This window comes from Psychrobacter halotolerans, from assembly GCF_039680845.1.
Taxonomy (GTDB): domain Bacteria; phylum Pseudomonadota; class Gammaproteobacteria; order Pseudomonadales; family Moraxellaceae; genus Psychrobacter.
In genome coordinates this window covers 245,725-261,183 of sequence record NZ_JBDKWD010000002.1, presented here as the reverse complement: position 1 = coordinate 261,183, position 15,459 = coordinate 245,725, and the positions used below count along the sequence as shown (strand labels likewise).

The window sequence follows — 15,459 nt, the reverse complement described above, 5'->3', positions numbered from 1 at the left end:
CTTATTTCTTACGCTTTTTACGCTGAATGGCATGAATAGCACGGCCATCTGCAGACAGAGCGGCTTCATGCACAGCTTCTGAAATCGTTGGATGCGCAAATGTCATTAGCTGTAAATCTTCAATACTAGAGACGAATTCCATCGCGATCATGCCTTGATGGACGATGTCACCAGCGCCAGCAGAGATAGCATGCATGCCTAATAGGCGATCCGTTTTCGCATCAGCAACCACTTTGATAGAGCCTTGTGCTTCACTTTGCGCGAGGGCACGGCCGTTGGCTGCTAAGTTGAATGAGCCTGTTTTAACTTCATAGCCCGCTTTTTCAGCTTCTTGCTCAGTTAAACCAACCCATGCGATTTCTGGATGCGTATAGATCACGTTGATAATCGTATCATAGTTAACCTGAGGTTTTTCACCATGAATACGCTCAACCGCCATCATGCCTTCTTCCATTGCTTTATGGGCAAGCATAGGACCACGTACTAAATCACCAATAGCATATACGCCGTCAAGATTGGTTTTACATTGATCGTTCACGTCGATGAGACCGCGTTCAGTCAAGGTGATACCACTGTCATCACCCAGTAGTTTTTCTGCGTAGGCGCGGCGACCCACACAAACGATCAGTTTATCAAAACTCTCTTCAGATGACTCGCCTTTATTTTCGCTAGTGACGACTACTTGACCATCTTTGACTTCAGCATTGGTGACTTTGGTATCAACGCGAATATCAAGACCTTGCTTTTTCAGCATTTTACCCGCTTCTTTAGCAATGTCAGTATCAGCAGCAGCAAGGAAGCTTGGCAGTGCTTCATATACAACCACTTCACTACCTAGACGACGCCATACTGAACCCAACTCAAGACCGATTACGCCGGCACCAATTACGCCTAAACGCTTAGGAACTTCTGTAAAATCAAGTGCGCCGGTAGAATCAACGATACGCTCACCGTCAGTTTTAGCCACTGGGATTTCGATAGGGACAGAGCCTGCCGCAAGAATGACATTTTTGGCAGTGATGGTCGTCTCACTATCGTCTTCTAAAGCAGTGAACTTAACTTTTTTGTCAGTGCCTTTACCGTCAACCAATGTGCCCCAGCCTTGTAGCCAGTCAACCCCATTGCCTTTTAGTAATGCTGCAACGCCGCCTGTTAATTGCTTAACGATGCCTTCTTTACGCGCAATCATTTGCTCGATATCGATGGCTACATCACCTGTAGTGATACCATGTTCTTGTAGATCATGTTTGGTCGCTTCGTAACGGTGTGAGCTGTCAAGCAATGCTTTTGATGGGATACAACCCACATTCAAGCAAGTACCGCCAAGCGCAGGCTCGCCTTTATAAACACGTTTTTCGATACAAGCAACGCTCATACCTAATTGGCCTGCACGGATAGCAGCTTCATAGCCACCAGGACCGCCGCCGATGACGACTAGATCATAATTGTCTTTCATAGTACGTTCCTATTTCTAATTCTAAATGTATTTGTCATTCTTACTGCAAGTAATTTTATCAATGAATATTGTCTTCAATCCGTAGCCATTACCCTGTATTGGCGTAATGCGATTATTCATTATAAAAACTACTAAACAATGCTGACCAAATTTTCTTATTAAATCTATTGAGTATTTAATGTGTCAAGCGAGCATCGATACTAAAGTTAAAAAGCTTGTATTAGCGGTTGCCAATACAAGCTTAGAAGCTTACAAGTCTAGGAGCAGCATGGCTGGGTCTTCAACCAATTCTTTGATGGTGACTAAGAACTGTACTGCTTCTTTGCCATCAATCATGCGATGGTCATAGGACAGCGCCAAATACATCATTGGTAGGATTTCAACTTTGCCATCAACAGCCATCGGGCGATCGTTGATCGCATGCATACCTAGGATAGCCGTTTGTGGTGGATTCAAAATAGGCGTTGACATCAATGAGCCGAATACACCGCCGTTCGAGATAGTGAACGTACCGCCCGTCATGTCATTTAGACCAAGCTTACCTTTTTGAGCAAGACCACCAAGCTCGCGAATACGGCTTTCTACATCTGCCATACTCATGCGATCGGTATCACGTAAGACTGGCACTACCAAGCCGCGATCTGATGATACGGCTACACCGATATCATAAAAACCGTGATAAACGATGTCATCACCATCTAATGACGCATTTACCGCTGGGAAGCGTTTCAATGCTTCTGTAGCCGCTTTCACAAACAACGACATAAAACCTAGACGGACGCCATGACGCTTTTCAAATTGGTCTTTATATTTAGCACGCATGTCCATCAATGGCTTCATGTTAACTTCATTGAACGTCGTCAACATGGCCGTATCTTGTGACGCTGACAATAGACGATTTGCAACTGTCTTACGAAGACGCGTCATTGGCACGCGTTTTTCAGTACGCTCGCCCGTTGATTCTGCTACTGGACGACCACTGTCAGATTTGATGCTGCTGTCTGATTTTAGCGTTGGGTTTGCCATGTCTGTTTTGGTTACACGACCACCGCGGCCACTGCCTTCCACTTCTTTAGGGTCTACGCCGGACTCTTTGGCTGCTTTACGCACCGCTGGGCTTTGGTCTTTATGATCAGACTCAACGCTGTCTTTTTTGTCAGTCACTTGTACTGGCTCGCCACCATCAGTCGCTTGTTTTGCTTGTACAGGAGCAGCTGGTTGATCAGGATCTACGGCAGGAGCAGAATCTGCACTGGCGCTTGCACCCGCTTCAAATTCAGCGATAAGCTCATCAGACAGAACCGTATCATCTACTTGTTTAACGATCTTGGTAAGGACGCCGTTATCAGGCGCTACCACTTCTAATACAACTTTGTCAGTTTCGATTTCAGCCAATAGATCATCACGATTTACTTGCTGACCTTCGGTAACATGCCATTCAACGATTGTGCCATCGGCAACCGATTCTGGAAAAACGGGGGCTTTGATATCAGCCATCGATATACTCCTTAGATTTGGATATTCATACTTATTATTAAGTCGTGATAAGCGATCAGTACGTATTTAAATAATATTACTCAAATGCTATTAAAGCGTACTGACCGTTATCGCCTGATTCATTTATCTTCTATAACCTATTACTGAGATAGCTCATCGACACTGATACCAAGACCACCAGCAATCAACGTTTGTTGCTGCTGAGCATGGAGCTTTGGTGAGCCTGTCGCAGGTGCTGCACTAGGAGGACGGGCCACCGGCTCCATAACTTTCGCCTTGGTTGGATGCGGTACGACGATACGGAACATGTGCGGTGCTAAATAATACCAAGCGCCTTGGTTAAGTGGCTCTTCTTGCGTCCAAACGATTTCTGCTAAGTTACTATACTTTTCAATCTCAGCAATCAAACGTTTTTCTGGCAAAGGATAAAGCTGCTCAATACGAACGATGGCCACATGATCTAGACCTAAAGCGCGGCGCTGCTCAAGCAAGTCATAATAAACTTTACCACCACATAGCACCATACGCGTGACTTTGTCAGCGTTATGATCGTCCATCTCTGGCAATACGGTTTCAAACTTACCATTGGCAAGCTCTTCTAAGTTCGAAGTGGCAAGCTTATGACGCAGCAAACTCTTCGGCGACATCACAATCAAGGGTTTGCGAATTGGACGTACAGCCTGACGACGTAGCGCATGGTAAATTTGCGCAGGCGTGGTTGGCGTAATGACCTGCATGTTGTCTTCAGCACACAACTGTAAGAAGCGCTCAAGACGAGCCGATGAATGCTCAGGACCTTGACCTTCAAAACCGTGTGGTAACAGCATAGTCAGACCACAAACGCGCTGCCATTTAGTTTCGCCACTTGCGATAAACTGATCAATCACGACCTGTGCACCGTTAACGAAATCACCGAACTGCGCTTCCCAAACGATTAATGCGTTTGGCACTGTGGTTGCGTAACCGTACTCAAAAGCCAGCACCGCTTCTTCTGACAATAGAGAGTTGTAAGTGGCAAAACGGGCTTGCTTCTCACTCATGTGCGCCAATGGCACATACATACTGCCATCATTCACGTTATAAATTTCGCTATGACGATGTGAGAATGTACCACGGCCCACATCTTCACCAGTAATACGTACCAACACGTCATCATTGTCGACCAGTGATGCGTATGCCAGCGTTTCAGCGGCACCCCAGTTCAATGGCTCTTCGCCCGTTTGCATGGCTAAGCGCTGCTCGACCACTTTTTGAACTTGGCGCTGTAACTTATAACCTTCAGGCATTTCAGCCATGCGGCGTCCGTAACCTTTTAGGATTTCAATATCAACGCTGGTGTCCCACTCGTCCACTAACTCATGACCTAAATAAGGTTTCCAATCGACAAATAGCGCTTCGTTAGGCTCACTCACTAATGAATTGGCAACATAGTCACCACGGTCTAAAGATTCACGGTAATCATCTTCGTACTGTTTTTCTTCATCAGCATTTAAAATGCCTTCTTCAATGAGCTTTTGCGCATAAAGAGTACGGGCTGTTGGTAGTTTTTTGATGACTGCATACATCAAAGGCTGAGTCGCTGATGGCTCATCCGCTTCATTATGACCATTACGGCGATAGCAGAACAAATCAATAATAATGTCTTTATCAAATTCGCGGCGATAATCTAAGGCCAACTGAGCAGCGAATACCACAGATTCAGGATCATCACTGTTTACATGTAGAATGGGTGCATGAACCATTTTTGCGACATCAGTACAGTACTCAGTTGAACGCGCATCTTCTTGACGACTGGTAGTAAAGCCGACCTGATTGTTGATAACAATGTGTACCGTACCACCTGTGGAATAAGCACGGGTTTGTGACATTTGGAAGGTTTCTTGAACCACCCCTTGACCCGCAAACGCAGCATCACCATGGATAACGATTGGCAATACTGAATTGCCATCTTTGTCTGCTGTAAGAGGTTCATCGTTACGGCGAACTTGACGTGCCCGTACAGAGCCTTGTAATACAGGTGCGACAATTTCAAGATGCGATGGGTTAAAGGCCAACGCCAAATGTACTTCACCGCCCGGTGTCATCACATTAGATGAGAAACCATTGTGGTATTTAACATCGCCTGAGCCTTTTTCTGGTTGCACCTTACCGTCAAACTCATCAAACAAATCGGCAGGATTTTTGCCTAAAATGTTGACCAACAAATTAAGGCGTCCACGGTGCGCCATACCGATGACCATCTCTTTTGTACCGTAATGGCCAGCACGTTGGATGATTTCATTGATAGCCGGAATGAAACTTTCGCCGCCTTCAAGTCCGAAACGCTTAACGCCCGTATACTTACGCGCTAAATACTTCTCTAACCCTTCCGCTGCCGTTAGGCGCTCAAGAATAGACAAGCGTTTTTCTTTATCAAACTTGATATAACCCAAATTACTTTCTAGGTACTTCTCCATCCAGCGTTTTTCTGTACTGGTGGTAACGTGCATGTACTCGACACCGATGTAGCGGCAATAGACACGCTCCATAATCTCGATGATCTCACGTAATGGCGCTTCATCCTTACCAATATTTAAGTCATTGGTAGGAAAAACTGTGTCTAGATCAGCTTCTGTTAAATTGTGATAAGCAAGCGTTAGATCTTCTACTTGGGCACGTGGATGCAAAGCTAATGGATCAAGCTGGGCGCGGCGATGACCACGACGGCGGTAGGCTGAAATCAACTGCTGCACACCCATTTGTTTGGGATCGGCACAGTCAGTGTTATTGCTAGCGGTTGATTCAGTGGTTTGTGTTCCACCTTTATTAGCGGTCTGATTGCGAGCAAGCAATAAAAATTGATCTTTAATCGCATTATGAGGGGCGTCGTTTGGCGATTTGTATTGTTCAAAATACGTTTGCCAATCTTGATCAACGCTATTAGGGTCATTTAGATACTGTTCGTATAGCGCTTCTACATAGCTGGCATTGTCTGCAGCTAATTCTGTATGCGTTAGACTCTCTGCTTCTTTAGTTATACTATTCATAATAATCGTCTATTTTGATAGATAAATGAATGGAATCGTGCTTATTATTGTGCAATCTGTTGTACGTTGACTACTCTGACGCGATATCAGACACTATTAATAAGTAGCATTTGATAAAAGTCTTTTATCTTTATAAAGGTTAAAAATCATTACTTTTGACAACAAAAAATGGCAGATCGCCATACCAGTGTTATTTAAAGATTTTTATTACCCTTACAATTATTTGTGAACGTTCAGTTTTCTCATCTGACTCGTTCCACAACATTAATTTATATATACTGTTTTCAGTCATAACCAATTCATTATTAATACGTCATTGCTAATAGAAAAATATTGTTAGCTGACCTATAAACTGGCTATCTATACTGCTGGCTCCCATCACTATGATGCGATTTTTCTTGAAATATTAGCAGCTTTTCATTAAAAATACACTGCTGTGTAGCATAACATGTCAATATTTTGACCTATAGTTTGTTTGTTCAATACTAGATATTTAGGTAATGAATATTTATTGTCATTCAGCCTATCAATTGAGTTATTAACAGCTTTGACGCAAAGTGATAACTAATTCAAATCCATCTTACCTACTATTTTTCTATCCATATTTTGATGCTTACTTCTGAACGATATTCTAACATTTAACGTCACTAATATCTCTTAGTGAATGCTTTTTTCTTACAGTAATTTTCCTTAAATGATTGCCTTAAGCAATTACCTGTTTCTCATAACGATTATATAGCGTGCTTGTAGCTATATCATGTCCTCTTACATATGACCAACGTATTGTTAGTACAGCCTTACCTTAGATGGTTTCCATTATTTGTCGTGTCACAATGTGCCTTTGACCTTGATAACCTCTCTAGATTGAGTCGAACTAATATAAAAGATGGGCATATAACATTGAGGTTCTACTGGTATCAGTTTTCTTCATTGCGATTTAGGGCGTGATAGATACGTTGCAACACTCATCCAAGCAAAACCACTTCGTTGGATAAGAACTGACTATGATTTTGGTAGTTAATAAACAAAAAAAACACCACCTAATGATAGGTGGTGTTTTTCGTACGGTATCTACAAAATTGCAGACAAAGTCCTTAGACATAAAGCTTTTCAGATAACGATTAACCTGCTTGGTCAATAAGCAAGCTACGTAGATGACCAATCGCTTTGGTTGGGTTCAAGCCTTTTGGACAAACAGCCACACAGTTCATAATACCGCGGCAACGGAAGAGACTGAACGGATCATCCAAACGAGCCAAACGTGCTTGGGTATCTGCATCACGGCTGTCTGCCACGAAACGATACGCATGTAGCAAGGCTGATGGTCCTAAGAACTTATCAGGGTTCCACCAGAAAGATGGGCAACTGGTTGAACAGCAAGCACATAGGATACATTCATACAGACCATTTAGCTTTTCACGTTGTTCAGGCGACTGTAAACGCTCTGTTGGCGGTGCTGGCTGATCATTGATTAAGTATGGGTGTACTTTTTCATACTGCTCGTAGAATTGGTTCATGTCTACAACCAAATCACGAACCACTGGTAGACCCGGTAATGGGCGAACCGTTACTTTTTCAGGCAATGTGTTCATGTTGATAAGACATGCAAGACCGTTTTTACCATTGATGTTAACGCCATCAGAACCACAAATACCTTCACGGCAAGAGCGACGGAAGGTAATGGTTTCATCTTCCTTTTTTAGGCGTAATAACACGTCAAGCAACATACGATCCGACTCTAATAGCTCAATCGTATAGGTTTGCATGCGCGGCGCTGCGTCCACATCAGGATCGTAGCGATAGATTTCGATGGTGCGAGTACCTCGGCTCATAATGCTAAACTCCACACATAGGTGATGGCGGGCATACAAAGGTTGCAACATAAGAGCGCTAATTGTTGGTCAGTACTTATACTTATAATCGATATAAGTATAAGTACTGACTAATAACAAAATAGCGCTGGCATGAGCATGTAGCTGGCGGTCACCTTTTGATAGATTAATAAAGGATAAAACGTTTACGCGGTGCTTATATATTAAGGACGTAATCTAGGATTAGTAGACACGAACTTTTGGTTCAATATAGTCAACCGTTAAAGGCACTTTGCGAACTGGCTTATAAATGACACGGTTGCCTTCAGAATACCATAAAGTATGCTTCATCCATTCATGGTCGTTACGGCCATTTGGTGCATAATCATCATCTTCTGGACGATCATAGTCAGATACGCTATGCGCGCCGCGGCTTTCATGACGCTTGGCAGCTGATATCATTGTGGCTTTTGCCACTTCATATAAGTTTGCCACTTCGAATGCTTCGATACGTGCGGTATTAAATACTTGTGATTTATCACCCAAATGGATTTGTTCGACTTTTTCACCCAGCGCTAAAATTTTCTCAACGCCTTCATCCATCATTGCTTGCGTACGGAATACACTCGCGTGTGTCTGCATGGTGGCACGAATCTCATCAGCCACTTCTTGCGCATTGTAGCCTGAAGTTGACTGCTGCAATTTATCTAAACGGCCAACAGTGATATCAAGTACACGAGGATCAAGTGGCTTATAGTTATGGTCAGCGTGATGGAATTCATCAACGATGTGCTTACCAGCAGCACGGCCAAACACTACCAAATCAAGCAATGAGTTAGTACCTAAACGGTTGGCTCCGTGAACACTCACGCAAGCACATTCGCCGATTGCATAAAGACCTTTAACGACATTGCCTTTGGCATATAAGCCCTCTTCATCCGTACCCGCTTCTAGATCTGGCATAATAACCTGACCATGAATCGTCGTCGGAATGCCGCCCATCATATAGTGAATGGTTGGAATAACGGGAATAGGCTCTTTGGTGATATCAACGTTCGCGAAGTTTTTACCAATCTCAAATACAGATGGCAGACGCTTCATAATAGTCTCAACACCCAAATGCGTCATGTCCATCACGATATGATCGGCATTGGGACCACAACCACGACCTTCTTTGATCTCCTGATCCATAGAACGAGAGACAAGATCACGTGGCGCCAAGTCTTTGACCGTTGGTGCATAACGTTCCATGAACGCTTCACCATCTTTATTACGTAAGATAGCGCCTTCACCGCGGCACCCTTCCGTTAATAGTACGCCAGCGCCATGGACGCCTGTTGGGTGGAACTGCCAGAATTCCATATCTTGTAATGGAATGCCCGCGCGAACCGCCATACCAATACCGTCACCCGTGTTGATATAAGCGTTGGTAGAAGCGGCAAAGATACGACCTGCGCCGCCGGTTGCTAATACCGTGATTGGTGACTGGAATACAGCAATTGTACCCGTTTCTTGCTCAATCGCGATGACGCCATTGATGTTACCGGCTTCATCTTTGATCAAATCAAGCGCAATCCACTCAATAAAGAACTCAGTGCCTTGCTGTAAGTTTTTCTGGTACAAGGTATGTAGCAAGGCATGACCTGTACGGTCAGCGGCCGCGCACGCACGTTGAACCGCTTTTTCACCGTAGTTTGATGTATGACCACCAAACGGACGCTGATAGATCGTACCATCTTCGTTACGATCGAACGGCATACCCATGTGCTCAAGTTCATAAACAACTTTTGGTGCTTCACGGCACATATATTCGATAGCGTCTTGGTCACCCAACCAATCTGATCCCTTCACGGTATCATAAAAGTGAAAGTGCCAGTTGTCATTGCTCATGTTACCCAAACTTGCACCGATACCGCCTTGAGCAGCAACTGTGTGCGAACGCGTTGGGAATACTTTGGTCAAAACGGCAACTTTCATGCCCGCTTCAGCCAAATGTAGGGAAGCACGCATACCTGAGCCACCGCCACCAACGATGACTGCATCGTAGTTTAGGGTCTTAATATTACTAATGGTATTGTCTTGTCTAGTTGCCATTACGGTTTTCCTAATGCCTGTTAATGCTTAGAAGTAAATAAAAAGTCTGTTTTGAGCATCATCTGATTGCAGGACTCACATCTTTATATGCGGGCAACACATGCCATTATTCAAGCTGATGATACAAATCACTTTTTACCACTTAATTTGCATATCTATCGTTATATTAGGCCAAGTTCGCTCAACCCTTTGACCACTCAGTGGCTTACTATTGACAGCTAAACCTCTAAATGATCCATTGAATCAGTACCAGCCCAATCCTATGACTATTTTTGGCGACTAACGCCCAGCTTTGCTTTTTTCAGCAAAAAATCATGCTGTCAAAAAAATGCTGTCCGTTAGCGTTATGATTTACAGAGACTAAAAAAGATAACTTAGGGGTTAAACGGCTACCACGCCGAAGCCTGTACCCCAAAAAATCATGATGCCCCAAAATAGAAATACTAAGATGGCGATAATCATTAACGTCTGTAGTATCAAACGTAGTCTTGGCGCGCTCTCACCCATCTTGCCGGACGTGATGTAATCGGTAAATACCGTCCACATACCAACCCAAGCATGACCGGCTAACGCCAATATGGTCACTAAGCTAAATAGGCGCATAGGTAGACTGGTCATGAATGATGACCACTCAATAAAAGTGACATTACCGTGAGTCAAAAAGAATCCCAGTAATACCACACTATAAACAGCCAAAACGACAGCACTGATACGCTGAACGATCCAATCACGAGAACCTGATCCTGTCAGACCAGTCGCACTTTTGATTCCTGAATTATTTTTTATCATTAGAACATCACCCATACAAATGACGCGACAATTAGAATCGCTGAAATCACAATACTGGCTACAGAAGCAGCGCGGCCAGATTTTAGCTCTTCAGTCATGCCCATATCAGCGAATAAGTGTTTGATGCCCATCACAAAATGATAAGCGATTGACGCCACGAAAATCCACGCCACAAAGCGCACGAGTACGTTGTCAAATACGGTCGCAAAACTCTCAGGCGAAGCCAATGAGTTCTGTAGTAACCACAGCATGACAGGAATCAGTAAGAATAAAATAATGCCAGAGATACGATGCAAGATTGAGGCGATCGCAGTCGGTGAGCTGTTAACTCTAACCACTTGGCTTAAAGGCAGATCAATAGGTCGGTTGCTTTTCACAGCGGGCATCCTTTTTGCGGTTATACTCCTGTATCTGCTATCTTCGCTTAATATAAATGGTATCAAGCATTGAGCAACACACGAGACGAATAAAGTAAGGAAGAGCTAGCTGACTTCGTTTAGTTTATGCTAAATATGAAGAGACGATCATTGGATACAAGGTATTGATAAACGGTTTACTATCGCTCGGCAAACTGACAGATATAAATAATCTGACTATTGTAGAACAAGGAAAATAAACCTGCGTAAGATCGATTAACCCGTCTATTTTTACAAGTTATATTGGCAAGAACAACACGAGCGTCGTCTATACCAAGACAAATCCTGTACTAAGTACTTTTTGTATTGAGTATCTCTTATAATAGGTAACTTAGTAGCTAGCTAAAGATAATCAATAAAAAGACATACTTAAAAATAGAACCGTTAACAAGAACATTCGAACCGTGAATGGCGATTCTTGTCTATCAAGACATTGTTGAGTCGCAATCAAGTACAATACGAATAGAGCAGACTCTAAACCACATTATATCATGACCACTTATCAATTCGCACAAAGCTATTGCCAGTTAAATTCCTCTAATTATAAAATGACTGGACAATAATTACAAATTTATCCCTAAAATAGTAAAAGAAGAACACAAAATTAACAACTCATTAGGGAAAGGTAAGACGAGTTTCTTAACATTACTCATTCATTCACCATTTATGAACACCGTCTTTTGTCTACCACTCATACTTTACCTGTTTTTAGGACATATAATGATAAAAAGACACTCATTATTCTCATCATTTCTTTTGGAAATACTGGTCAGCATAAAATTGGGTATTTGCTTAGAAATCAGCAGATTTTAAGCAAAATAACCAACCTGACATATTTTGATACAAAAATTACAGTGAATAAACACGACTACACCGTGCCAATTAGGGGCATTGTCGAGAAAAGTCTTTTCAAATCCTAAACAATTACTGCTAATATACCTTGCGTATCGAACGAGTTAAGTAGAATTTAACCGTTTGACTAATGACGACGCGAGGGTATGCGTCTGAAGTAAGTTTATTCTAACAAATTAAAACCAATGGAGAGCGACTTATGGCTGATACTAATGCCAAATTAACGGTGAACGGTAAAGAATACGAACTTCCTATTATTGAAGGAACTTTAGGGCGTCCAGTTATCGATATCGCCGCTTTACAAGAATCAGGATTTTGGTCTTATGACCCTGGTTTCAAAGTAACTGCTCCTGTTGAGTCAAAGATTACTTATATCGACGGCGGTAAAGGCGAGTTATTACACCGTGGTTACCCTATCGACCAATTAGCGAACAATGCTGAATACCTAGAAGTGGCTTATGCGCTGATTCATGGTGATCTTCCTAACAGTGAACAAAAAGCAGATTTCTTCAAAAAAATCCGCGAACATACTGGTGTTCATGATCAACTGCGTAAGTTCTTTGAAGGCTTCCGCCGTGACGCGCATCCGATGGCTATTATGGTTGGTGTCGTTGGTGCCTTATCTGCGTTTTACCATGAGCATTTAGATGTAAGCAATGAAGACCATCGTGAGATCACAGCTATCCGTCTGATTGCCAAAATGCCAACGCTTGCTGCGATGAGTTATAAATACTCACGAGGCGAACCGTTCATGTATCCACGCAATGATTTCAATTATGCAGAAAACTTCTTGTACATGATGTTTGCAACCCCTGCTGATGTAGATTATGAACCCAATGACGTCATCACCCGCGCCATGGATAAAATCTTTACCTTGCACGCTGACCATGAGCAAAACGCATCTACCTCTACTGTTCGTCTAGCAGGTTCTACTGGCGCTAACCCTTACGCTTGTATCGCGGCTGGTATTGCAGCACTGTGGGGACCATCACATGGCGGCGCTAACGAAGCCGTTCTTGAGATGCTAGATGAAATCGGGACAGTAGAAAACGTACCTGAATTCATGGAAAAAGTGAAAAGCCGCGAAGTGAAACTGATGGGCTTTGGTCACCGCGTTTACAAAAACTTTGACCCACGTGCACAAGTCATGAAAGAAACCTGTGACGAAGTACTTGGCGCCCTTGGCATCAACGATCCTAAGCTTGAGCTTGCAATGGCACTTGAAAAGATCGCTTTGGAAGATCCGTTCTTTGTTGAGCGTAACCTATATCCAAACGTTGACTTTTACTCTGGCATTATCCTAAAAGCCATTGGTATCCCAACGTCAATGTTTACGGTTATCTTCTCATTAGCGCGTACTTCTGGTTGGATCAGCCATTGGTTAGAGATGCACAGCACGCCGTTCAAAATCGGTCGCCCACGTCAGTTGTACACTGGTGAAACGCGTCGCGATTTTGTAAAAGTTGAAGACCGTAAATAAGTAAAAACCGTTTGTTTCATAAAAAATCCCGCTAGCGTGCGGGATTTTTTATTGTGTTTGTTTTATTGTTTGAACGTTCAACGCCATGGGTTTTGCTGAAGGATAAGCAATATACCGTATAGTCACCACTTCTTTTCATTCGGCTTATTACTGAAACTGTCTCAATGTCTGCTCATACTTAGCAATCTGCTCGTCATATCCTTGAATCGTGTCGTTAAATTTTTCCATAAGCGTCTCAAACTCTTTTTGCTGATCGACTTTCATTTGCTGCATATCAACGACTTGTTGATCTTGTATTTGTTCCCACACTTGATGTTGGATAATAAGTCTTGCCAGCGCAGGACTTTTGGCACTGACGCGTCCAGCAATCTCTGCATGTTCAAACAATTGCGGCACCAAGGTTGCGATATCGATCAATGTATCTGCCTCTTCTGCACTAAGCGGAGTGGTCACCGGCTGATAGAGCGCATCCATCACTTGCTGATAGCGCTCAATGATTTGCGCTTCTGTTCTGATTACAGGCTTGCGCGGCTCAAGACTGATACGTTTTAATACGGTTAAATCCCGTTCACCAACTTCTGTACTGGTATTGATATCTTCTTCCGTCGCCAAGTCCGTCTGATTGATTGTAGCGGGTTCTGCCGTATTTGCAGTCGCTGTAGAGTCAGTATCTACGCCCTCATTATTGTTAAGAGCGCCATCATTATTAGTTTCGGCAACAGAATCGGTCAGTAGTAAGTTCTCACTGTCTGACGCATCTGCTGCTTGTAATGATTCATACTCTGCTTGTAAGCGCCGTTGTAGCCCTTGTACTTGCTTGACATATATGGGCTGAAACTGATCTATACGCGCAGCGGCTGAGTCACTTTTGGTCATAGGTCTACTGTCCTCAGCACTGGTTTTTTCAGTTGGCTGAGTATTGTCAGAAACCGGCTGAGTGTCTGATTGCTGCTGACAACCAGATAGAAACAACATACCAGCTAGCGTTGCTACCCATAGGGTTGATGGTCGTTGTCGTGGTTTGCTAAAGGGAGAATTCTCGTCTTTATAAACCCCACTCTCATCAGCATGCTGGCTTGCATTGAGCCTAAGCTTTGCTGGCAAAAATTTAAACATAAGCGTACTTATCCTCATTAAAACAAATATTAAAAACAAACCCTATCATTGATTGATATCACTCATTTATTTTATTTAGTTGGAACAACAGGCTTTAAATCAACAGGCTGTGGGGTCAAAAACGGGATACAAGCTTCCAAATCTTGGCAATCTTGTCCGCGCTGACGGCGAATAAAGTAATCCTGAACCATGCGTGCTTGCTGCTCGATACCATATTTAAAAAACGATTTTCCCGTCTCTAGTACATAGTCATAACGTCGATTAATGACAGCACCGTGTACGACTTTCAAGCCTTGTTGCAACTGCCATACATGGGTCAATTCATGTATAAGCCAGCCTTGTTTGCCAAGAGAGGCGCGACTAAAATCTGTGATCCAATCTGCTGGATGAAAATAAATATTACCATTCGGGCTGACAGCATAATGTCTCAATACCCACCAAGCGGTTTTTAGGCGAACTTCATCAAGCTTGATACCGTCACCAAACACAGATCGCGCCAACGCAATCTCGCCATTGGTCAGCGATCGCGATTGCTGCGCTGCCAGCTTGCTAGGTAAGTAGCGACTCGATAAGCGCCTAAAACTGGGTGGAAACCTCATGCTAGTTATACCTTATACTTAATAATCTTTTACTTAATAGTCTTTTACTTAAGAATACGGTCATTATTCTAAAACTGCGCTGACTCATGCAGTGTTATGCAATGTTTGCGCCGTAATGTTGCATTGATGGGGTAAAAACAGAAAAACCAAAGGTTTTGGGACATAAGTTGTACACTTAGTTGACTTTCATTAACGTAAATCTGAGGTAGCCTACCAAATCGTATTTAATTTTTATTGATATAAGTTTTGCTGCTATAAGCTTCGCTACTTTTTATATTGACCTGACTATATCGTCCATTAACGGACACCTATTTTATAATAAT

At 43.0% G+C, this 15,459-nt stretch carries 10 protein-coding genes; 1 reads left to right on the top strand and 9 read right to left on the bottom strand.

Going from position 1 to position 15,459, the window contains the following annotated elements:
- Position 1 precedes the first annotated feature (1 nt).
- From lpdA to sdhC, 7 genes are all read right to left on the bottom strand, one after another.
- Positions 2-1,456, bottom strand: coding sequence for a dihydrolipoyl dehydrogenase (lpdA, locus tag AAJP47_RS04795; protein WP_346716769.1), 1,455 nt, complete (start codon positions 1,454-1,456; stop codon positions 2-4).
- A gap of 249 nt (positions 1,457-1,705) precedes the next feature.
- A complete protein-coding gene (odhB, locus tag AAJP47_RS04790) occupies positions 1,706-2,953 on the bottom strand; it encodes a 2-oxoglutarate dehydrogenase complex dihydrolipoyllysine-residue succinyltransferase (protein WP_346716768.1) in 1,248 nt (415 codons plus the stop codon).
- Between the two features lie 140 nt (positions 2,954-3,093).
- Positions 3,094-5,979: a 2-oxoglutarate dehydrogenase E1 component gene (locus AAJP47_RS04785; protein ID WP_497198683.1), complete on the bottom strand. Its 2,886-nt coding sequence runs from the start codon at positions 5,977-5,979 to the stop codon at positions 3,094-3,096.
- A gap of 1,121 nt (positions 5,980-7,100) precedes the next feature.
- Positions 7,101-7,811, bottom strand: a complete 711-nt coding sequence (locus AAJP47_RS04780) for a succinate dehydrogenase iron-sulfur subunit (RefSeq protein ID WP_346716767.1) — start codon at positions 7,809-7,811, stop codon at positions 7,101-7,103.
- A 222-nt stretch (positions 7,812-8,033) separates the two neighbouring features.
- Positions 8,034-9,884: a succinate dehydrogenase flavoprotein subunit gene (gene sdhA, locus AAJP47_RS04775; protein WP_346716766.1), complete on the bottom strand. Its 1,851-nt coding sequence runs from the start codon at positions 9,882-9,884 to the stop codon at positions 8,034-8,036.
- Between the two features lie 381 nt (positions 9,885-10,265).
- Positions 10,266-10,670 (bottom strand): succinate dehydrogenase, hydrophobic membrane anchor protein, encoded by a 405-nt coding sequence (sdhD, locus tag AAJP47_RS04770; protein ID WP_346717099.1) that lies wholly within the window; start codon positions 10,668-10,670, stop codon positions 10,266-10,268.
- A gap of 2 nt (positions 10,671-10,672) precedes the next feature.
- The gene (gene sdhC, locus AAJP47_RS04765) at positions 10,673-11,059 is read right to left on the bottom strand and encodes a succinate dehydrogenase, cytochrome b556 subunit (protein ID WP_346716765.1); all 387 of its coding nucleotides are present in this window, start codon (positions 11,057-11,059) and stop codon (positions 10,673-10,675) included.
- Positions 11,060-12,140: 1,081 nt separating this feature from the next.
- Between sdhC and gltA the strand changes: the two genes are divergently transcribed.
- The gene (gene gltA / locus AAJP47_RS04760) at positions 12,141-13,421 is read left to right on the top strand and encodes a citrate synthase (RefSeq protein WP_346716764.1); all 1,281 of its coding nucleotides are present in this window, start codon (positions 12,141-12,143) and stop codon (positions 13,419-13,421) included.
- Positions 13,422-13,568: 147 nt separating this feature from the next.
- On the opposite strand, the gene AAJP47_RS04755 is transcribed toward gltA, so the two are convergent.
- Together AAJP47_RS04755 and AAJP47_RS04750 are read right to left on the bottom strand one after the other, a co-directional pair.
- Positions 13,569-14,537, bottom strand: a complete 969-nt coding sequence (locus tag AAJP47_RS04755) for a hypothetical protein (protein ID WP_346716763.1) — start codon at positions 14,535-14,537, stop codon at positions 13,569-13,571.
- A gap of 71 nt (positions 14,538-14,608) precedes the next feature.
- Entirely contained in the window at positions 14,609-15,136 is a 528-nt protein-coding gene (locus tag AAJP47_RS04750) for a type IV secretion protein Rhs (RefSeq protein ID WP_346716762.1), read from the bottom strand.
- Positions 15,137-15,459: the final 323 nt, after the last annotated feature.

Coding starts and splice junctions, on each gene's coding strand:
- sdhC (WP_346716765.1), bottom strand. CDS start 11,059: ATGCCCGCTGTGAAAAGCAACCGACCTATTGATCTGCCTTTAAGCCAA.
- AAJP47_RS04780 (WP_346716767.1), bottom strand. CDS start 7,811: ATGAGCCGAGGTACTCGCACCATCGAAATCTATCGCTACGATCCTGAT.
- gltA (WP_346716764.1), top strand. CDS start 12,141: ATGGCTGATACTAATGCCAAATTAACGGTGAACGGTAAAGAATACGAA.
- AAJP47_RS04750 (WP_346716762.1), bottom strand. CDS start 15,136: ATGAGGTTTCCACCCAGTTTTAGGCGCTTATCGAGTCGCTACTTACCT.
- AAJP47_RS04785 (WP_497198683.1), bottom strand. CDS start 5,979: ATGAATAGTATAACTAAAGAAGCAGAGAGTCTAACGCATACAGAATTA.
- lpdA (WP_346716769.1), bottom strand. CDS start 1,456: ATGAAAGACAATTATGATCTAGTCGTCATCGGCGGCGGTCCTGGTGGC.
- sdhA (WP_346716766.1), bottom strand. CDS start 9,884: ATGGCAACTAGACAAGACAATACCATTAGTAATATTAAGACCCTAAAC.
- odhB (WP_346716768.1), bottom strand. CDS start 2,953: ATGGCTGATATCAAAGCCCCCGTTTTTCCAGAATCGGTTGCCGATGGC.
- AAJP47_RS04755 (WP_346716763.1), bottom strand. CDS start 14,537: ATGTTTAAATTTTTGCCAGCAAAGCTTAGGCTCAATGCAAGCCAGCAT.